This window comes from Nonomuraea sp. NPDC004354 (assembly GCF_053602555.1).
On record NZ_JBSGDV010000018.1, the window covers coordinates 83,736 to 102,445 of the forward strand.

General features: G+C 72.4%; 17 protein-coding genes. 10 read left to right on the forward strand and 7 right to left on the reverse strand.

Translation table 11 applies throughout. The features are described from left to right. The first annotated feature begins 354 nt into the window (after positions 1-354). Genes ACWENQ_RS36015 through ggt form a run of 5 tightly spaced genes read left to right on the forward strand, consistent with a single transcriptional unit; the run spans position 355 to position 6,604 of the window. Positions 355-1,533 (forward strand): cytochrome P450, encoded by a 1,179-nt coding sequence (locus ACWENQ_RS36015; RefSeq protein WP_354915404.1) that lies wholly within the window; start codon positions 355-357, stop codon positions 1,531-1,533. 10 nt (positions 1,534-1,543) lie between these two features. Beyond that, positions 1,544-2,656 carry a hypothetical protein gene (locus ACWENQ_RS36020; RefSeq protein WP_452418217.1) on the forward strand — a complete coding sequence of 371 codons (1,113 nt, stop codon included), beginning with the start codon at positions 1,544-1,546 and terminating at the stop codon, positions 2,654-2,656. Continuing rightward, entirely contained in the window at positions 2,653-3,276 is a 624-nt protein-coding gene (locus ACWENQ_RS36025; RefSeq protein ID WP_354915409.1) for a flavin reductase family protein, read from the forward strand. The genes ACWENQ_RS36020 and ACWENQ_RS36025 overlap by 4 nt, the downstream gene beginning before the upstream one ends. 22 nt (positions 3,277-3,298) lie before the next feature. Next, a complete protein-coding gene (locus ACWENQ_RS36030; protein ID WP_449930275.1) occupies positions 3,299-4,762 on the forward strand; it encodes an APC family permease in 1,464 nt (487 codons plus the stop codon). 3 nt (positions 4,763-4,765) lie between these two features. Continuing rightward, positions 4,766-6,604: a gamma-glutamyltransferase gene (gene ggt, locus ACWENQ_RS36035; protein ID WP_452418218.1), complete on the forward strand. Its 1,839-nt coding sequence runs from the start codon at positions 4,766-4,768 to the stop codon at positions 6,602-6,604. Positions 6,605-6,773: 169 nt separating this feature from the next. Here ggt and ACWENQ_RS36040 read toward each other — a convergent pair whose 3' ends face one another. The 6 genes from ACWENQ_RS36040 to ACWENQ_RS36065 are packed head-to-tail and all read right to left on the reverse strand — an operon-like array spanning position 6,774 to position 12,685. Next, positions 6,774-8,213: an MFS transporter gene (locus tag ACWENQ_RS36040; RefSeq protein WP_452418220.1), complete on the reverse strand. Its 1,440-nt coding sequence runs from the start codon at positions 8,211-8,213 to the stop codon at positions 6,774-6,776. Continuing rightward, the gene (locus ACWENQ_RS36045) at positions 8,210-9,112 is read right to left on the reverse strand and encodes an SDR family oxidoreductase (RefSeq protein WP_452418221.1); all 903 of its coding nucleotides are present in this window, start codon (positions 9,110-9,112) and stop codon (positions 8,210-8,212) included. Before ACWENQ_RS36045 ends, ACWENQ_RS36040 begins: the two co-directional genes overlap by 4 nt. Beyond that, entirely contained in the window at positions 9,109-9,468 is a 360-nt protein-coding gene (locus ACWENQ_RS36050; RefSeq protein ID WP_449928706.1) for a VOC family protein, read from the reverse strand. Before ACWENQ_RS36050 ends, ACWENQ_RS36045 begins: the two co-directional genes overlap by 4 nt. Further along, positions 9,465-10,928, reverse strand: coding sequence for an NAD(P)/FAD-dependent oxidoreductase (locus ACWENQ_RS36055; protein ID WP_452418223.1), 1,464 nt, complete (start codon positions 10,926-10,928; stop codon positions 9,465-9,467). Before ACWENQ_RS36055 ends, ACWENQ_RS36050 begins: the two co-directional genes overlap by 4 nt. A 1-nt stretch (position 10,929) precedes the next feature. Beyond that, a complete protein-coding gene (locus tag ACWENQ_RS36060; protein WP_452418225.1) occupies positions 10,930-12,156 on the reverse strand; it encodes a nitric oxide synthase oxygenase in 1,227 nt (408 codons plus the stop codon). Between the two features lie 19 nt (positions 12,157-12,175). Beyond that, on the reverse strand, positions 12,176-12,685 hold the full coding sequence (locus ACWENQ_RS36065) for a winged helix-turn-helix domain-containing protein (protein ID WP_354915431.1): 510 nt from the start codon (positions 12,683-12,685) through the stop codon (positions 12,176-12,178). 212 nt (positions 12,686-12,897) lie between these two features. Here ACWENQ_RS36065 and ACWENQ_RS36070 point away from each other — a divergent pair, with 212 nt between their 5' ends. The 5 genes from ACWENQ_RS36070 (at position 12,898) to ACWENQ_RS36090 (ending at position 17,316) form a co-directional block, all read left to right on the forward strand. After that, positions 12,898-13,866: an ATP-binding cassette domain-containing protein gene (locus ACWENQ_RS36070; RefSeq protein WP_452418226.1), complete on the forward strand. Its 969-nt coding sequence runs from the start codon at positions 12,898-12,900 to the stop codon at positions 13,864-13,866. After that, the gene (locus tag ACWENQ_RS36075) at positions 13,863-14,630 is read left to right on the forward strand and encodes an ABC transporter permease (protein ID WP_354915436.1); all 768 of its coding nucleotides are present in this window, start codon (positions 13,863-13,865) and stop codon (positions 14,628-14,630) included. Before ACWENQ_RS36070 ends, ACWENQ_RS36075 begins: the two co-directional genes overlap by 4 nt. A gap of 123 nt (positions 14,631-14,753) precedes the next feature. Next, a complete protein-coding gene (locus ACWENQ_RS36080) occupies positions 14,754-15,374 on the forward strand; it encodes a DUF6073 family protein (protein ID WP_354915439.1) in 621 nt (206 codons plus the stop codon). Between the two features lie 66 nt (positions 15,375-15,440). After that, on the forward strand, positions 15,441-16,724 hold the full coding sequence (locus ACWENQ_RS36085; protein ID WP_449928698.1) for an MFS transporter: 1,284 nt from the start codon (positions 15,441-15,443) through the stop codon (positions 16,722-16,724). Then, positions 16,717-17,316, forward strand: a complete 600-nt coding sequence (locus ACWENQ_RS36090) for a class I SAM-dependent methyltransferase (protein ID WP_449928696.1) — start codon at positions 16,717-16,719, stop codon at positions 17,314-17,316. The genes ACWENQ_RS36085 and ACWENQ_RS36090 overlap by 8 nt, the downstream gene beginning before the upstream one ends. Before the next feature lie 115 nt (positions 17,317-17,431). Here the strand turns inward: ACWENQ_RS36090 and ACWENQ_RS36095 are convergent, their stop codons facing one another. Continuing rightward, positions 17,432-18,709: an ABC1 kinase family protein gene (locus tag ACWENQ_RS36095; RefSeq protein ID WP_452418228.1), complete on the reverse strand. Its 1,278-nt coding sequence runs from the start codon at positions 18,707-18,709 to the stop codon at positions 17,432-17,434. Between the last annotated feature and the right edge of the window lies 1 nt (position 18,710).

Genomic DNA, 18,710 nt, shown 5'->3' on the forward strand with positions numbered 1-18,710 from the left:
AGTTCTGGTCACATTAATAAGTGAAAATGCCGTACGGCCGTTCCTGACGGACTTCTTGCGTATCTGAAGGGGATCGAAAGATCTGTCTGAGTTTCTTGACGGGATCGGTTGGTGGTCCGAAGAATCCGAGGTGCTGGCGCTCGATGATGAGGGCTATGCGGAGGCGGTATCACGCCCTACATCCTCGACTTCCAAGCCCTGCCGGGAACCGGAGAGGAGGGGATCGACGTGCGTTACCTCCACTAATGAAAACCGGTGGATCGCGGCCTGAATCAATTACCGGAATTCGGGCCGCGATTCCCGCCACCGCCGCACGAATCAGAGTCGGCCCTCAGGCCGGATGGGCAGGTCGCCGTGAGCAAGCGAGACGAGTTGTTCAACCCGCTCGACCCGGAAGTCATCCGCGATCCGTATCCCATCTACCGCAGGCTCAGGGAGACCGATCCGGTCTACTGGCACGAGCAGCTCGGCGCGTGGATCCTGACCCGGCACGCCGACTGCACCCACGCGCTGAAGAACCCCGACCTGTTCACCACCGACTTCAGGAAGGTCGGCGTGCCCACCCCCGGGCCGCTGCTCAGCCTGCAGACCCTGGACCCGCCCGACCAGACGCCGCTGCGGCACTTCGCCATCGACGCGATGCGCGCGCAGGACTTCGGCGAGCTGGAGCGGGACGCCTGGCAGCGGGCCGAGGTCCTGCTCCACGGCCTGCGCGACCGGCAGACCTTCGACTTCGTGCACGACTTCGCCACGCCGTTCACGCTGGGCACCATCTCGCGCCTGGTCGGCATGCCGCCGCCGGAGGCCGACGAGGAGTGGCGCCGGCGCAACGACCAGCTGCACCGCAGCATGGACGCCGGGCTCGACCCCGACAGCGAGGAGGCCGGCCTGGCGGCCCGCGAGGCCTTCAGCGACTACGTCGCCCGGTGGCTGGCCGGCGAGCCCACCGAGGGCATCTCGGCCTACGTGGCCGACAACCGCAGCCAGCTCGACTACTCCGACGAGGTGCTGTGCAACTCGCTGCGCGCCTTCTGGCACGCCGGCTTCGAGGTGCCCGCGCGCTTCCTCGGCAACGCCGTCACCACCCTCCTCAGGCATCCCGAGCTGCTGGAGGGGACGCTGGAGGACGTCGACACGGCGGTCGAGGAGCTGGTCCGCTTCTCCGGCCCGGTCCACGTGGTCAGCCGTATGTGCACCAAAAACACCGAGGTCGGCGGGCGGGAGATCAGCCGCGGCGACCTCGTCGTCACCGTGCTCGCCGCCGCCAACCGTGACCCGGAGCGCTTCGACCGGCCCGAGGAGCTCGACCTGACCAGGCACCCCAACCCGCACCTGGGCTTCGGCCGCGGCACCCACTCCTGCCTCGGCAACGCCGTGGCGAGGATCGAGGGCCGGGTCGTGCTCACCACGCTGTTCCGCACCTATCCGGAGGTGCGGCTGGCGGGCGAGCTGCAGTGGTGGGAGAACGCCACGCTGCGCGGGCTGTCCCGGATGCCGGTCAGCCTGGGCCGGGTGTCCGCGACGATCGGCTGAGGGAGAGGCCATGAACACCCGCCATGGCAGCGCCGTCCCCATGGCGCTGCTGGCCGACCCGGTGGAGCGCGCCACCGCCCTGCTCCGCCCCTCCCTGTGCGGGCTCTGGGCGGAGGGCCTGGCCGCCCTGCGCGCCGTCGTGGCCGCCGTCGGCTCAGGTTCGGGCCGGCCCGTACGGCAGGCCGCGGTGGCCACCGACACCGTGGCCAGGTCGCTGGCGGCGGCCGTCCCGCTGCCTGATCCGTCGGCGTACCCGCCCCCCGTGCCCGTGCATTCGGACTATTTCCGCATCCGGCATGCTCCCCTCACCGCCGAGCAGCAGGCCACGACGGCCGCGATCCTGATCTCCCGCATGCTCGCCGACCTCGACGTCGCCATGCTCGACCCGAACGACCTCCTGTGCGAGGTCGAGAGCATGATCACGGTGATGGAGCTGCTGCGCCCGCAGCCCAGCCACGAGCTCGCGGACCCCTCCTCCGAGAGCGCGCCGGAGTCGTGGTACGTGCCCGGCGGCGACTGGATGGACCGCTGGTTCCTGGCCCACCACTACTACTTCCTGCTCAACCTGCTCGCGGCCGAACGGCTCGACCGGGCCGCGGAGCTGGCCCGCGACGGCCGCGACGAGCCCGCGGCCGCGGCCATGGACCAGGCGGCCGTGCTGGTCAGGGGGTTCACGGCGGCCATGGTGCACTCCTGCGCCTTCCCCGCCCGCTACTACCTGGACGTGGTCCGGCCCACGATGGCCCCGCCGCACGTCCGGACCAACCTGACGGGTGTCATGCAGCTCGAGCACCGCAGGTATCGCGCCGCGCTCGGCCGCCTCCTGGAGGAGCTGCCGGCCCCCTACGACGAGCTCGCCGCCCGCGCGCCGGCCCTCGCGGAGGCCAGGAACGCCGTGCTCGAAGCCGACCTGATCGACCTGGAGCGGCACGTGATCGTGGCCGACACGATGGTCGGCGGCGAGCGTTCGCTGGTCCAGCCGGGCACGACCGTCCAGAACGCCGCCAGCACGCTGCGCAAGATGCGGCACCTGCGTGCCGCGGCCTACTGCCAGTACATGCGGTTCGGCGATCGCTGGGTGACCGCGACAAGCCGCAGACCCGATGAGGTGACGACCAGATGACCGTGTCCCCGACACTCGCCACGGGCCGGGAGATCGACCCCGACGCGCTGCCGAAGCCCGACCTGTACCAGCTCATCACCTCCCTCGTCGTGCCGCGGCCGATCGCGTGGGTGTCGACGCAGTCCATGTCGGGCCGGCGCAACCTCGCGCCGTACTCCTACTTCAGCCTGGTCGCCGACCACCCGCCGCACATCGCCGTGAGCTCCATCGGCGAGAAGGACACCCTGCGCAACATCCGCGCGACGAGGGAGTTCGTCGTCAACGTCGCCGACCGCAGCCTGCTCGACATGCTCGACCGCTCGGGCTCGTCCTTCCCGCCGGAGCTGGACGAGTTCGTCGAGGTGGGGGTCACCGCGGCGCCGTCGGCCGTGGTGCGCGCGCCCCGTGTCGCCGAGGCCAAGGCGCACATGGAGTGCAGGCTCGTCGACGTGCACCCCGTGGGCAACGGCAACCTCGTGATCGGCCGGGTCGTGCACATCCACGTGGAGCCCAGCGTGTGGGACGACGGGCGGGTCGACAGCGCGCTGCTGGACCCGGTGCTCCGGCTGTCCCGGCGCTACGGGCGGCTCAGCCCCGAGATGACGCCCGAGGAAGAACCCGCACCACACGTGTTCACGTGACGCACACCCACGGAGCTGCCCGATGACGATCACCGACCGACCACCCCGACTCCGGCCGGCCGCGCGGGGCCTGGCCAGCGACCGCCTCGGCATCCCCGCCGTGGTCTACTTCGTGATCTCGGCGACGGCCGCGCTCACCGTGGTGGCCGGCGGCGTGCCGGCCGCCTACGCCATCACCGGCGTGCTCGGCCTCCCCCTGGCCTTCCTGCTGCTGGGCGCGGTTCTCGCGCTGTTCTCCTTCGGCTATCTGGCGATGGCGCGCCGCGTGCGGAACGCGGGCGCCTTCTACGCCTTCGTCGCGCAGGGGCTGGGCAGGCCGTTGGGGGTCGGTGCGGCCTGGATGACGCTGCTGGCCTACAACGGCCTGCAGATCGGCCTCTACGGGCTGGTCGGCGCCGCCACCAGTCCCCTGGTCGCCGAACTGTCGGGCCTGACCGTGCCCTGGTGGGCGGTCGCGCTCGTGGCCTGGGCCGTGGTCGCGCTGCTCGGCATGCTGCGCGTGGACGTCAACAGCAAGGTGCTGGCCGTCCTGCTGCTCGGCGAGCTGGCCGTCGTGCTGCTCTTCAACGCCGCCAACCTGCTCAACCCGGCCGCCGGCGGCCTGGATCTCGCGCCGCTGAGCCCGCAGCAGCTCTTCGTGCCGGGGGTGGGGGCGCTGTTCGTCTTCGCCATCGCCTCCTTCGCCGGCTTCGAGTCCTCGGCGGTCTTCACCGAGGAGGCCAAGAACCCGGCGCGGACCATTCCGGTGGCCACCTTCCTCGCCCTGGCCGTCCTGGCGGGCCTGTACGCCCTGTCGGCCTGGAGCACCGCGGTCTCCACCGGCACCGGCCAGGTCGTCGCGCGCTCCCAGGGGGAGAGCTCGGCGCTGTTCTTCAACCTGCTCGGCGCCAACGCCGGGGCGGGCGCGGCTTCGGTCGCCTACATCGTCTGGTCGACCAGCGTGATCGCCTCGCTGATCGCCTTCCACAACGCGATCGCCCGCTACGTCTTCGCCCTCGGGCGCGAGCGCGCCCTGCCCGCCGTCTTCGCGCGCACCTCCCGGCGCGGCGCGCCCGTGGCCGGCTCCCTGGCCCAGAGCGGGGCCGCGCTGCTCGTCATCGTGCTGTGGGCGGCCGCCGGGCTCGACCCCGTCCGGCAGCTCTTCGTCGCGGTCGGCAGCTTCGGCGGGTTCGGCACCCTGGCCCTGCTCGTCGTCACCTCCGTCGCGGTGATCGTCTTCTTCGCCCGGCGGCCGGGCGTCGAGAACCTCTGGCGGCGGCTGATCGCCCCCGGGCTGGCCGGCTGCGCGCTGGGCGTCGTCCTCGCCTTCGGGGTGGGCAACTTCGACACCGTGCTCGGGGTCGGCCCCGGCTCGCCCTGGCGCTGGATCCTGCCCGCGATCTACCCGCTGGCCGCCGTCGCCGGCGTCGTCTGGGCGCTGCGTGTCCGTGCCGGCCGCCCCGACGTGTACGCCGGCATCGGGCTCGGCGCCGACAGGGAGCCGTGAGCCATGCGAAAGATCCTGCACCCCGCGCTCTGCCTCATCGTCGGCACCTGCATGATCCCCGTGCCCGGAGCGGCCGCCGTCTCGGACGACGAGCGGCCCGCCACCGAGGGCACGGCCGAACCGGTGACCGCCGACGGCAGACGGCCCGTCGCCGAGGGCACCGGCGGCGCCGTGGCCACCGTCGACCCCGACGCCAGCCGTACCGCCCTCGAGATCCTTCGGCGGGGCGGCAACGCCGCCGACGCCGCGGTCGCCGCCGCGGCCACGCTCGGCGTCACCGAACCGCACATGACCTCCATCGGAGGCGGCGGCTACCTGATGTACTACGAGGCCCGCACCGGCCGCGTCCACAGCCTGGACGCCAGGGAGAGCGCCCCCGCCGCCATGCGGGCCGACTCCTTCCTGGACGACGGCACGCCCATCCCCGAGGACGAGATCGTCACCAGCGGCCTGACCGTGGGCGTCCCCGGCGTGGTGCACCAGTGGGAGACGATCCTGCGCGCGTTCGGCACCATCCCGCTGCGGCAGGCGCTGCGCCCGGCCATCCGCGTGGCACGCTCCGGCTTCCTCGTCGACGCCGAGTTCAACGCGCAGACCGCGCTGAACCAGGACCGTTTCGCCGACGTCAGCTCCGCCAAGGACCTCTTCCTGCCCGGCGGCCGGCCGCCGCCGGTGGGCTCGGTCTTCCGCAACCCCGGCCTGGCCCGCACCTACGAGGAACTGGCGCGGCACGGGTCCGCCTGGTTCTACGGCGGCCCGGTCGCGCGGGAGATCGTCAGGACCGTCAAGCAGCCGCCCGTCGCCCCCTCGGCGAGCCGCCGGATCCGCCCCGGTCTGATGGCCGCCCGTGACCTGGCCGCCTACCGCACGCTGTCACCCGCCTCCACCCGATCCCGCTTCCGTGGCCTCGAGGTGTACGGCATGCCGCCGTCCTCCTCCGGCGGCACCACCGTGGGCGAGGTTCTCGCCATCCTGTCGGCCATGGACGCGCCCGCCGACCGGGTCGAGGCGTTGCACCGCTACCTGGAGGCCTCGCGGCTGGCCTTCGCCGACCGCGAGCGCTACGTCGGCGACCCCGACTTCGCCGAGGTGCCGGTGTCGGAGCTGCTGTCCCCCGGCTACGCCCGCGAACGCGCCTGCCTCATCGGTCCTGCCGCCATGCCGCACCCCGCCGCACCCGGCTCGCCCGACGGCTCCTACCAGCCGTGCCAGGCCCCGGGCGCGCCCTCGTCGGCCTCGCCGTCCGCCGCTTCGTCCGCCGAAGGCGGGCACACCACGCACCTGGTGGTCTCCGACCGCTGGGGCAACGTGGCCTCCTACACCGTCTCCCTCGGTGAGATCGGCGGCAGCGGCCTGGTCGTCCCCGGGCGCGGGTTCCTGCTCAACAGCCAGCTGTCCGGGTTCACCGTCGACCCTTCGGCCGGCGGGCCGAACCTGGCCGGGCCGGGCAAGCGGCCGCGATCCTCCATCGCGCCGACGATCGTGCTCCGTGACGGCCGGCCGCTGTTCGCGCTGGGGTCACCGGGCGGCACGCCCATCATCACGACCGTGATCCAGATCCTGCTCAACCGGGTCGACTTCGGGATGCCCCTGCCCGAGGCGGTGGCCGCTCCCCGGGCCGGCCAGCTCAACCTGCCCGTCACCCTGGCCGAACCCGGCTTCGTCGAGCAGTACGGCGCCGCGTTGACGGCTCGTGGCCACGCCTTCGAGCCGCCCCCCTGGGCCCCGTGGCCGCTCGGCGCCGCCACCGCCCTGGAGTTCCTCGACGGCGACCGTGTGCTGGCCGTGGCCGAACCCACCCGCCTCGGCGGCGGCAGCGCTCTCGTCGTCCGCCCCCGCTGACGCACGACCCGGGTGTCCGGGGGGCCGCCCCCGGACACCGCGACGCCCGGCCGGGCAATGGCCCGGCCGGGCGTCGCTGCTACCAGCCGACGCGGGAGGCGTCAGGCGACGGGGTCAGCCAACCGGATCGGCCAACCGGCGTCGGCCGACCGGCGTCGGCCGACCGGGGTCAGCCGACCGGGTCAGGCGCGGCCGGGGAGTCGCCGGCCGCCATCGCTGCGGGAGCCTGCTGGCGGGGCAGCGCGAGCGAGCAGACCGCGACGACAGCGGGGAACACCAGCGCGGCCAGGAAGCCGGCCCGGTAACCGGCCACCGCGGCGTCGGCTGACCCGGCCGCGGCGGAGGCGGCCTGGACGGCGACGAGGTTGAGCGCGGCCAGCCCGAACACGCCGCCCAGCTGCTGGGAGGTCGAGAGCAGGCCGGAGGCGAGCCCCTGCTGGTGGTCGGCGACGCCGGTGGTGGCCACGAACATGCCGGGGGCGAAGCCCAGCCCGCCGCCGATGCCGGAGACGAGCAGTCCGGGCACGACGTGCAGCAGGAAGCTCCCCTCGGCCGGGACGGTGGCCAGCAGCAGCGAGCCCGCGGCGATCAGGAGCGCGGAGGCCAGCAGCACGTTCCGGACGCCGAAACGCCCGACGGCCGCCCCCGACTTGAGCGCCACGACGGTGATGACGGCCGACACCGGGGCGAAGCTGAGCCCCGCCTGCAGCGCGCTCGCGCCGAGCACCTGCTGCATCACCATCGCGGCCAGGAAGACGGTGGCCATGACGGTGGCCGACGAGGCGAAACAGATCACGTTGCCGAGGGTGACGTGCCGGTTGCGGAAGAGCCCCAGGGGGACGATCGGGTCCTGGACTCGCCGTTCGGTCAACCAGAACGCCCCGAGCAGCACCACCGCGGCCAGGCCGAGCAGCGCCACCTGGGCCGAGAGCCCCTGCTCGGCCGCCTGGGAGGCGCCGGTGACCAGGAGCACGAAGGCGCCGGTGAGCAGCGCGGCGCCGACGACGTCGGTCCGCCCCGCGGCCCGGCCGGGAGTGGCGGAGACGCCGAGCAGGACCGCCAGCAGGACCAGGGCGGCGATCGGGACGTTGACGAAGAAGATCCACTCCCAGCCGGCCAGGCCGATCAGCACGCCGCCGAGCAGCTGGCCCGCCACCGCGCCGCCGGCCGAGACGGCTCCCCAGACGCCCATGGCCCTGGCCCGGCCCTCGCCTTCGCCGAAGCTGGTGGTGACGATCGAGAGCGCGGCGGGCGAGACGAGGGCGGCACCCAGGCCCTGCAGGCCGCGTGAGGCGAACAGCATCCAGCCGGTCTCGGCCAGCCCGCAGCCCAGGGAGGCGACCGCGAAGACGACCAGGCCGATCACCATCAGCCTGCGGGCGCCGAACAGGTCGGCCATCCGGCCCGTCGTGACCAGGAAGCCGCCGAACGCCAGCGCGTAGGCGGTCCCGACCCACTGGATGTCGGCCGGGCTGATCCCGAGGTCGGGCTGGATCGTGGGCAGTGCCACGGCCACCACGGCCACGTCGAGAATCAGCATGAACTGTGCCAGGCACAGCACCGCGAGCAGGATGCCCGGACCGCGGCTCGTCGATTGCTCTGAGGTCATCTGTAGTCCTCCGGATTGGTCTGTCCTTGCGTTGGCCCGAACGCGACCGTGCGGTAGCGGCCCCAGTCGGGCCGGGAACCGTCGAGGTCGGTGAAGCCGTACTCGCCGGCCAGCTGCCATGACGACAGCACGCGGCCGTTCCACCTGGCCACGTCCGGGTCCGTGGCGAGGGCGGCCACCGCCCTGCCCACGTAGTGCGGCGACTCGGCCAGCGCGAAGTGGCGGTCCTTGGCGACGGCGTCGCGCCAGTTCTCCTCGGTGACGCCGAAGCCCTCCAGCATGGCCTCCGAGCGGAGGAAGCCGGGGGTGAGCGCGACGGCGGTCAGGCCGTGCTTGCCGAGATCCTCGCCGAGCACGCGGCCCAGCCGCCGTACGCCGGCCTTGACAACGTCGTAGAAGAGGGAGCCGTAGTAGTCGTCGCCGTCGCCGTCGGTGATCTCCACCACGAGCCCGCAGCCCCGCCGTACCATCAGCGGAACCAGGCGGTGCAGGGAGACCAGGTAACTCTGGATGCCGTTGCGCCAGGCGGTCAGGGCGTTGGCCAGGTCGTGCTCCCAGAAGGGCTTGCCCCACTCCACGAGCGGGTCGCCGCCCCACACGTCGTTGACCAGGACGTCGAGCCTGCCCGCCACCTCCGACTCCAGCCGCTCGCGCAGCGCGTCGACCTCGGCGGGCTCGGTGAAGTCGCAGCGCACGGGGATGCCGCGCCCGCCGGCCTTCTCGACGAGTTCGGCGGTCTCCTCGATGGTCTCGGGCCGTTTCATGGCGGAGGGCCGGTCGCGCGTGGACCGGCCCGCCGCGTACACGGTGGCGCCCAGCGCGCCGAGGCTGACCGCGATGCCGCGGCCGGCCCCTCGGGTGGCGCCGGCGACGACGGCGACGAGGTCCGCGTGCGTCACAGCGCCCCCGCCCACAGCCCGAAGGCCGTCCCGGTGGGCGCGGTGAGACAGGCGAAGGCGCCCGACTCCGCGTCGACGAAGGTGGGCGGGACGTCCACCCGCGCGCCGAGCCGGATGGCCAGCTCGACGGAGGCCCGCAGGTCCTCCACGAAGGCGTAGACGAGGGTGCCGGGCGGGCCGCCGGGCGCCGAGTCCGTCGCGGTGATCATGCCGATCTCGTCGGCGCCGTTCCACACCGTCACACCGAACGGCTCGAACGGTTTGAAGTTCCAGCCGAGCAGCGCGCCGAAGAAGGCGGTGGCGGCTTCGAGGTCGGGGGTGCGCAGCTCGAACCAGTCGACGCGTCCGGGGATCACGACACGCCTCCGTAGTGCCGGTAGGAGGCGGCCAGGTAGTCCGTGACCAGGCTCTTGGCGTCGGGGTCGCTCATGATCGCCAGGATGATCTCCGGCGCCAGGCCGATCGGGTGCTCCAGGCCGTCGTAGAAGCTCCGGGCCGCCGCCTGGTAGTGGCCTTCGAACAGGGAGGTGTCGGTGTGGGACGGCAGCCGCAGCCCCGCCTCGATGGCCGCCGACACGCCGTGGAAGGCGAACTCCTTCACCGCCTCCTCGACGGTCAGCGACTCGATCGGCCGCCGCTCGGGCGTGAAGTGCGGCAGCGCCTCGGCCAGGCTCGCGCCCCCCAGCAGGTCGTCGACCACGAGCCGGGCGATCTCGGGAGAGCAGTGGAAGCCGTCCCGGTAGGTGCCCGCGACCACCGTGAGCCCTGCCACGGAGGTCCGGCCGATCAGGGGGTAACCGTCGACCGCCACCGGCCGGTTGCCGACCAGCCAGCGGCGCACGTCGGAGAAGAACAGCCGCTGGTCCAGCTGCTCGCGGGCGACCTGGACGAGGAACTCGCTCATGCCGACGTCCTGGACGTAGGCGGGCGCGCTGTAGACCAGGTTGGTGGCGCCGATGTACTCCACGCCGTCGCCCTGCGGGACCAGGTGCAGGCCGCAGGAGCCCGACCGGTTGGGTGTGCGGACCACGTGCTGGAAGCCGGGGTGCGCCTGCCGTACCGTCTCGACGGCGATGCCCTTGCCGCACAGCACGGGCGGCACGCTGCCGGGCGGCAGCACGTCGAGGAGGGCGCGGCTGAAGGCGCCCGCGGCCAGCACAACACTGTCGCAGGCCAGCACCTCGCCGCCGGCCAGCCTGACCCCGCTGACCCGGCCACCGCTCGTCTCGACCCCGGCGACCTGGTCGTCGATCGTGCCGACGCGCAGCTCCGACAGCGCCCGCTCGAGCGCGGGGAGCACCTCGCGGGCGTCGATGGCGCCCTCCCTGGGCAGGTGGACGGCACGCAGCGGCCTGGCCTCCGCCACGGGCTGCAGACCCACCACGTCCTGGGGGTCGATCTCCTCGTGCGGCTCGTCGAACTTGGCCGCGGCGCTCAGCAGGGCGGCGAAGTTCTCGTCGTCGAGGTGCCCGGACTTCGCGTTCAGCAGCACCGTGGTGCCGGTGGGCGCGCCGTCGCCGAGACCGCCGTTCCCCGACGCCTCCGCCAGCCCGGCCCGCCAGTCGGGCCAGGCGTCCAGGGCGTCCTTGCAGAGCTGGAACTTGGCCTGCCCGGCGGGCGAGAGCAGGGTGTACTTGGTCACCTCGCCGAAGCAGTTGAGCATGGCGCCCGCGGCGACGGACGCGGCGCCCGCCCGCTGCGCCGGGCCGACCACCAGGACGCTGGTGCCGGGGGCTCGCCTGGCCAGTTCGTAGGCGATGGACATGCCGATCACACCGTTGCCGACGACGATGACGTCGGCTTTTCGTGCGCTCATCTCATGGCTCCCAAGGGTCGAAGGATGGTGAGAAGACCAGGGCCGATCCGTCGGAGACCACGTGGCCGGCGCCGGTGCGGATCTCCGAGGGGAGGAAGTTCGGCAGCAGGTGGCTGGTGTCGTAGTAGCGGTGGAACACCGGGGTCTGCGAGCCCGACATCGGCGGGACGATCCAGCTCCAGTCCGCCGGGCACCTGCGGCCGGCCCGCTCCTCTCGGTTCAGGTGGTTGATGAAGCGCTCGGATTCGGTGTGGTGGTCGGTGATGGTCACCCCTGCCTGGTGGAAGGAGTGCAGCACCGCGCGGTTGACCTCGACGAGCGCGCGGTCTCGCCACAGGTGGTGCTCGGCCGAGGTGTCCAGGCCGAAGATCGCGGCCACGGCGGGCAGCACGTCGTACCTGTCGCGGTCGGCGAGGTTGCGCGCGCCGATCTCGGTGCCCATGTACCAGCCGTTGAACGGGGCGGCGGGGTAGTCGACCCCGCCGACGCGCAGCACCATGTTGCTGATCGCGGGTACGGCGTGCCAGCGCAGGCCCAGGCCGGCGAAGGCAGGCTCGTCGGGATGCGCGATGGGCACCTCGAGCACGGCCTCGGACGGCAGCTGCACCAGGAGCGGGTCGCGGCCGGAGGAGTGCACGATCAGGGGCAGCAGGTCGAAGCGGCCCCGCGGTTCGGGCGGCTGCCAGCCCAGCGACGCCGCGGCCGCGGTCAGCCCGACGTTGCGCGGGTCGCCGACGACCCCCGTGGGCGTGCGGTATCCGGCGTACCTGATGAGCTGGTCGTTGCGGATGCGAGGTCCTGGACGGCCGGGCTGGTCGGGCGCGAACACCGTGATGACCGGGCGGATCCGGCCGCCGTTGCTCGCGGCGTGCAGGTGTTCCAGGCATCCGGCCGCGACTCCTTCGGCGTCGCCGACCAGGCGCCGGTCGAGCACCTTGAGACTGCGCCAGTAGAGCCGCCCTATGCACCGCGCGGAGTTGCGCCAGGCCACCCGGGCGCCGAAGGTGAGCTCGGCCTGGGTGTGCCAGTAGGTGCCGGAGTCCTCGATCTGCGCGCGCACCTGCGCCAGCCGCCTGGTCAGGCCGTGGCCGCCCAGCTGCTCGTGATGGTAGAGGCTGACGAAGTGCTCCGCCTCGGCCAGCAGGCGCCGGACGGCGAGGTCGCGCCGCTCCCTGACGGGCCACAGCGTCGCCGTGCGCGGCGCAGGCGCGGCGCTCTTCCCGCTCACGGTCACCTCGGCCCTCCGGTCAGACTTCGTGGAGCTCAAGCTGGTAGCCCAGTCCCCAGACGGTGCGGATCACCAGGCCGAGCGGCTGGATGCGCCGGCGGATCCGCATGATGTGCAGGTCGAGCGCGTTGCGCAGGGACCTGCCCGAGCGCTCAGGCAGGCACTGCTCGAGTTCTTCGCGGCGCACCACGTCCCCGAAGCAGTTGACCAGGCACTGGAGGAGATCGGCCTCCGTCGGGGAGATCGCCGCGGACCGGGAGGCGTATCTGATCACCCCGATGGGGTCGATCTCCGGCACCCGGTCGACCCGTACGCGGGCGCGCAGGGTGGCGACCCGCGCCTCGAGATCGTCGCGGCTGATCGGCGGACGGACCCAGTCCTCCTTGACGTCACCGCAGAACGGCGGTTTGGAGCCGCCTTCGACGATCAGCAGCCGCGGCACACCCAGGGCTCGGAAGTACTCGCGGCGACTCTCCTCGGCGGGCCACCGAACAAGTACGACGTCGATGTCCTTGTGCGTGGACCGCATGTGATCCCACCCTTTGTCGGTCGGTTTCTGCGTACCCATCGGCAACTCGGACTCTAACAAAGGCACTACATATTCTTGAACCTACCCGAATGGGTATGCCCAGCCGTACACCTGAGGGCGGAGATGATGGAAGGCCGAGCGGCGCGAGGCGAACCTTTCATCCGCTAACAGATTCTTTACCGGAACAGCCGATAAGGGTTTTAATCCGGAGCATGCGACCGGAAGCCTCCGCGATAGCGGTCGAGGGCCTCGTCAAGTCCTACGGGCGCACCGCCGCGCTGCGGGGACTGACCATGCACGCGGCCCGCGGGACGGTGGTCTGCCTGATGGGCCCCAACGGCGCCGGCAAGACCACCGTGATCCGCGTCCTGTCGACCTTGACCAGGCCGGACGGCGGCACAGCGATGGTGTGCGGCCACGACGTGGTCCAGGCCGCCGGCCGGGTCCGCACGCTGATCGGCCTGACCGGCCAGGACGCCGCGGTCGACGAGCACCTCACCGCGATGGAGAACCTCTGGCTGTTCGCCCGGCTGAACGGGCTGGCCCGCCGCCTCGCGCGCAGCAGGGTCGCCGAGCTCGTCGAGGCCTTCGATCTCGGACCGGTCGCCGAGCGGCCGGTGCGGACCTACTCCGGCGGCCTGCGCCGGCGGGTGGATCTGGCGGCCGCGCTGGTCGCGGCCCCGCCCGTGCTCTTCGTCGACGAGCCGACGACGGGGCTGGATCCGCGCAGCCGCAGGACGCTGTGGGAGCTGATCCGCGCGCGAGCACGGGCGGGTTCCACGATCCTGCTGACCACGCAGTACCTGGAGGAAGGCGACCAGCTCGCGGACCGCATCTACGTGGTGGACCAGGGCCGCGCGGTCGCCGAGGGCACGCCGGACGAGCTGAAGGCGAGGATCGGCGGTGAGCGCATCGAGGTCACCCTGGCCCATCCGGCCGCCCTCCCGCTGGCGGCGGCCGAGCTCGAGACGCTGCTCGGCGGCCGTCCCGAGGTGGACGCGGCGGCGCTGACCGTGAGCGTGCTCACCGACGACCGGCCGGGCGTGCTGTCCCGGGCGGTGCGCGGGCTGGACGAGGCGGGAGTGGACGTGACGGACGTACGGCTGCGCAGGCTCACCCTCGACGACGTGTTCTTCGCCTTCACCGGCGCCGAGCCCGCGGCGAACGGGCACCGGCGGTGACCGCGGTCGCGGTCGAGGTGACCTCGCTGGTCCGCCGCAACCTCATCCACCTGCGGCGGCGTCCCGAGCTGCTGGTGTTCTCGATCGTCGAGCCCGTGGTGCTGGTGCTGCTGTTCCGTTACGTCTTCGGCGGCGCCGTCGGCCTCAGCACGGACCTGGCCTATCCCGACTTCATGGTGCCGGGCATCCTGGTGCAGACCGTCACGCTGGGCTCGATCACCATCGGCGCGGGCCTGGCCCAGGACCTGCGGCTGGGGCTGATGGACAGGTTCCGGTCGCTGCCGATCTCCAGGGTGTCGGTGGTGGCCTCGCACGCGCTGGCCGGGCTGCTCCGGAGCTCGGTCGTGGTGCTGGTGATGGCCCTGGTGGGGGTGGCGGTGGGCTTCCGGCCCGCCGCGAGCCCGTCGCAGGCGCTGCTCGCGCTGATCCTGCTGTGGTTGTACGGCGTGGCCATGGCCTGGGTGACGCTGACGCTCGCCCTGATCCTGAGGAGCGTGGAGGCCACCGAGACCATCGGGCTGGGCCTGCTGTTCCCTCTGACGATGCTGAGCAGTGCCTTCGTGCCCATCGAGACCCTGCCAGGGCCCCTGCGTGCCTTCGCCGACCACCAGCCCGTCACCGCGGCCATCGACGCGACCCGTGCGCTGCTGCTGGACCGGCCGGTGGGGGGCGACCTGTGGGCGGCGGTGGCGTGGTCGCTCGCGATCGTCGCGGTCCTCGCGCCGGTGACGGCCGCGCTCTATCAGCGTCGCATTGGCAGATAACTTTTTATATAGCGAAATAAGTACATAGATGTGGCGAATGCCAGGGAATGCTGCCCCTTGACACCTCTCGCTCGCTAGATAAATCTAAAGCGAAAGCAGCACGGCCAACCACAGGAGCAGAGCATGACCGTGAACTACTTCCCCCCCGCCGGCACCGACTACCTCCGGCTCTGGACCGACGCCGTCATCGAGCTGGCCGGCGGCGAGGAGACCATCGAGGCTGACGGCTGGTTCTGCGTGACCCGCAGCAACCCCGAGCGACAGAACCCGAACGCGATCGTCACGCAGATCATCCAGATGTACCTGCCCGGCCGCAGCGAGCACCTCGGCAACTTCGTCTTCAGCCTCAACCCGCAGATCCCCACCATGGGCGAGGAGACCACCTTCGCGGTCAACAAGTTCGACAGCCGGTTCAAGGGCTACTTCAACGTCTACTTCCAGCTCGAGCTGCTGGACCAGGGCAAGACGCTGATCAACAAGGAGCCCGTGGTGATCGAGGGCGTCTTCGGCGCCCTGCCCCCGATCGGCGCCATCGGTGAGATGGCCCCCGGCGACCGCGTCGGCATGTACGACAAGGACAACCCCGACTCCGAGCCCGTGATGTACATGCTGGCCACCAGGAAGATCGTCGGCCAGTACGTCACCGGCGACTACGCCGCCCGCAAGGAGGACTTCCTGGCGGTCAAGGAGCAGGCCGCCGAGTTCGCCCGGACCGGCAGGCTCGGCTCCATCGCCGAGGTGTGAGGTCCGACCCGATTCGAGGCGGGGGCGCGTAGCGGCCCCGCCTCAAAGCGTGCGCGAGGAGAATGTGTGAACACCGGTACGACAGACCGCCGCTGGAGGCTCGTCCCGCCCGGCTACCGCCCGGTCCTGCGCAACCGCCGGTTCATGCGGCTGCTGCCGGGCCTGCTGATCTCCAGATTCGGCGACGGCATGGGCGGGGTGGCCCTGACCTGGCTGGCGCTCGAACTGGCGCCCGCCGATCAGCGCGGCCAGGTCGTCGGGCTGGCCCTGGCCGCCTACGTGTTGCCGGGAGCGCTGTCCGGGCTCCTGCTCGGCCGGTGGTGCGCCCGCCTCGACAGCCGCACGCTGCTGATCACCGACGCGCTGCTGCGTGCCGCCCTGCTGTCGTCGGTCATGGTGCTGCACCGGTTCGACGCCCTGTCGGCCTTCGGCTACATCGGCATCCTCGCGCTCTCCTCCCTCTTCCACACCTGGGGCATGGGGGCCAGGACCGCGGTCGTGGCCGAGCTCGTGGACGAGGAGGAGGACCGGCGCGCGGCCAACTCCCTGCTGTACTCCGGCGGCCAGCTCAGCCTGATCCTGGGCCCGGCCGTCGCCGGCCTGCTGGCCACGGCGATCGGCCCCGACGCGGTGCTGGCCACCAACGGGCTGTGCTTCCTGGTGCTGGCCGTCTCGCTCGTGGGCTTCCCGCGCCTCGGCCGGCCCCCGGCGGAGGAGGCCGAGGGGCTGGGCAGCATGCTCCCCGGGCTGCGCGCCCTGTTCGGCAACGTGCGGGTGGCCACGCTGATCGTGATGACCTTCGTGGTGGCCGTCATCGCCACCCCCGTCGACGTCGCCCTGCCGGTCTACGTGGCCGACATCCTGGGCGGCTCGGCGAGCACGCTCGGGCTGTTCTGGACGCTGTACGGCGTGGGCGGCCTCGCGGGGGCGATCCTGGGCGGCGCCCTGCGCAGGATCCCGCTCTGGCCGGCCACCATCGCCATCGCCTTCGGCTGCGGCGCCGCGGTGCTGCCGCTCGGGCTGACGGCCATGTTCCTGCCCGCCCTCATCGGCTTCGCCATCAGCGGCTTCGTGTTCGCGCCCTACCCCGCCCTGTCGACCACCCTGCTCCAGCAGTCCATTCCCGCCGCCGCGATGGTGGCCGCGGGAACCGCCTGGTCGAGCATGATCCTGGTGGCCGAGCCGATCGGCTCGGCCCTCGGCGGCGCCATGGTGCAGCGGCTCGGGCCGCAGCCCACCATCCTCATCTCCGCCTTCGCCATGATGGGCGTGGCGCTGCTGGCCTGCCTGCCCTCCCTCCTGTCGCGCCTGCTCCGCAGGCCCCAGCCCGTCGGAGCGCCCGATGCGTGACACCGGCTCAGTGGACCAGTTCAACCGCATGGCCCGCCGCTACGACAGCAGCCCCGGCCAGTACGGCTGCCGCCGCGCCGACCCCGACGTGCTCGCGGCGGCGGCCGACCTGTCCCCTGACACGGTGCTGGACGTGGGCTGCGGCACCGGGCGGCTGCTGAGCCTGGCCGCCGGCCGGTGGCCGCGGGCCCGCCTGTACGGCGTGGACCCGGCCGGCGAGATGGTTCGCGTGGCGGGCGAGAAGCTGCCGCGGGCCCGCCTCCACGTGTGCGGCGCCGAGCGGCTGCCGTTTCCGGACCGGAGCTTCGACCTGGTGCTCAGCACCACGGCGTTCGGCCACTGGCAGGACCAGCCCGCCGGGTTGCGGGAGATCGCCCGTGTGCTGCGCCGTCCCGGCCGGCTCGTGCTGGCCGAGCACCGGCCGCCGCCGCGCTGGGCCCGACCGCTCCTGCGCCTGGTCGGCGGCGAGCTGCCGGCGCACCGCACTCCTGAGGAGACGCGGCACCTGCTGACGCAGGCGGGTTTCCAGGTGCGGAGCATCGGGCGGGTGCGGGGCGGGCTGGTGCTGGCGGTCGCCGAACCGGCGAGCTGACCGGCTCCCGCCCTCGCCGCGGGAGCCGGTCAGCACGTTGCTGGACGGGCACGCCGGTCAGCACGGCCTTCGGACCCGCACTCCGGTCAGCACGGCCCGCGGACCCGCACGCCGGTCAGCTCGCCTTGCGCTCGATCGGCACGCCGGTCAGCAGCGCCTTGAACAGCACCGGCTTGGCCTCGTTCTGGAAGTCCACGTCCGCGTGGAAGTCGTTGATCATCCCTTCCAGCACCAGCAACGACAGCAGCGGGAAGACGAACTCGGGGGCGGCGTACAGGCCGCTGCGCCGCTGCAGGTCGAAGAGCTTGGCGGCGAAGGGCGCCAGGCGGAAGTCGCGCGCCGGACGGCTGGCCGCCCCGGCGACCAGCGCCCCGATGCCTTCGCGGAAGGCGTCCAGATCGGCGTGCTCGCCGATGCTCCTGGCGCTGCGGATGACGATGCCGGCGCAGTAGGGGCCGTTGCCGCGCGCCATGTTGAGGAAGAACTCGGCGAACAGGCGGCGCACCTTCGGCTCCAGCCGGACCACGAAGCCCGCGTCGAGGATGACGATGCCGCCGTCCGGCGCGATGTACAGGTTGCCCGGATGCAGGTCGCAGTGGACCAGGCCGTTGATGAAGAGCATGCGGTACGCGCACCGGAGCACCCGCCTGACCACCAGCTCGGCCACCTCGGCCGGCAGTTCGGCCGGCTCGATCCGCCGCAGGCCGGGCAGGTACTCCATGACCAGCACCCCCTCGGCCCCCGCTTCGCGCACGGGTTCGGGGACGCGCAGGTAGGCCAGGTCCCCGAGGTTGCGGCGCAGCGCGTCGAGCGCGTCGGCCTCGGCCGCGAAGTCGAGCTGGGCCAGCACGGCGTCGCGGCACTGCCCGACGATCTCGCCGGCGGGCAGCCCCCGCATGCCGGGCAGGCGCTGCATGAGACGGGCGCCCGATTCGGCCAGGGCGAAGTCGGCGCGCATGCGCGGAGCGATCCCCACGCGGCGCACCTTGACGGCCACCTGCCGCCCGTCGGTCAGCACGGCCCGATAGACGCACGCGATGCTGCCGCTGGCGATCGGCTCCCAGTCGAAGTCGGCGAAGGGCCACGGGCGGCCCGCGTAGGCCGACCGCACCGCCTCGCGGGCATCCTGCTCGCTCATCGGGGCCACCTGGTCGTGGAGCCGGCCGAGCGCCTCGCAGATCTCCCGCGGCAGCAGATCCTGCCGGGTGCTGAGCAGCTGGGCGCCCTTGACGAAGCTGGGCCCCAGCTCGGTCACCAGCGTGCGCAGCTGCTTCCTGAGCACCGCGCGACGGCTTCCCCTGCCGCTCAGGGCGATCGCCGGCAGGGCGGCGCAGCTCCGGCGCACGGTGACTGCGGCGATGGCGAGGGCACGGCTCCAGGTTCGAAATGCCATT

What these genes read in the sequence shown, in the direction of transcription:
- ACWENQ_RS36020 (WP_452418217.1), top strand. Translation starts at nt 1,544, where the DNA reads ATGAACACCCGCCATGGCAGCGCCGTCCCCATGGCGCTGCTGGCCGAC.
- ACWENQ_RS36025 (WP_354915409.1), top strand. Translation starts at nt 2,653, where the DNA reads ATGACCGTGTCCCCGACACTCGCCACGGGCCGGGAGATCGACCCCGAC.
- ACWENQ_RS36030 (WP_449930275.1), top strand. Translation starts at nt 3,299, where the DNA reads ATGACGATCACCGACCGACCACCCCGACTCCGGCCGGCCGCGCGGGGC.
- ggt (WP_452418218.1), top strand. Translation starts at nt 4,766, where the DNA reads ATGCGAAAGATCCTGCACCCCGCGCTCTGCCTCATCGTCGGCACCTGC.
- ACWENQ_RS36040 (WP_452418220.1), bottom strand. Translation starts at nt 8,213, where the DNA reads ATGACCTCAGAGCAATCGACGAGCCGCGGTCCGGGCATCCTGCTCGCG.
- ACWENQ_RS36055 (WP_452418223.1), bottom strand. Translation starts at nt 10,928, where the DNA reads ATGAGCGCACGAAAAGCCGACGTCATCGTCGTCGGCAACGGTGTGATC.
- ACWENQ_RS36065 (WP_354915431.1), bottom strand. Translation starts at nt 12,685, where the DNA reads ATGCGGTCCACGCACAAGGACATCGACGTCGTACTTGTTCGGTGGCCC.
- ACWENQ_RS36070 (WP_452418226.1), top strand. Translation starts at nt 12,898, where the DNA reads ATGCGACCGGAAGCCTCCGCGATAGCGGTCGAGGGCCTCGTCAAGTCC.
- ACWENQ_RS36080 (WP_354915439.1), top strand. Translation starts at nt 14,754, where the DNA reads ATGACCGTGAACTACTTCCCCCCCGCCGGCACCGACTACCTCCGGCTC.
- ACWENQ_RS36090 (WP_449928696.1), top strand. Translation starts at nt 16,717, where the DNA reads ATGCGTGACACCGGCTCAGTGGACCAGTTCAACCGCATGGCCCGCCGC.
- ACWENQ_RS36095 (WP_452418228.1), bottom strand. Translation starts at nt 18,709, where the DNA reads ATGGCATTTCGAACCTGGAGCCGTGCCCTCGCCATCGCCGCAGTCACC.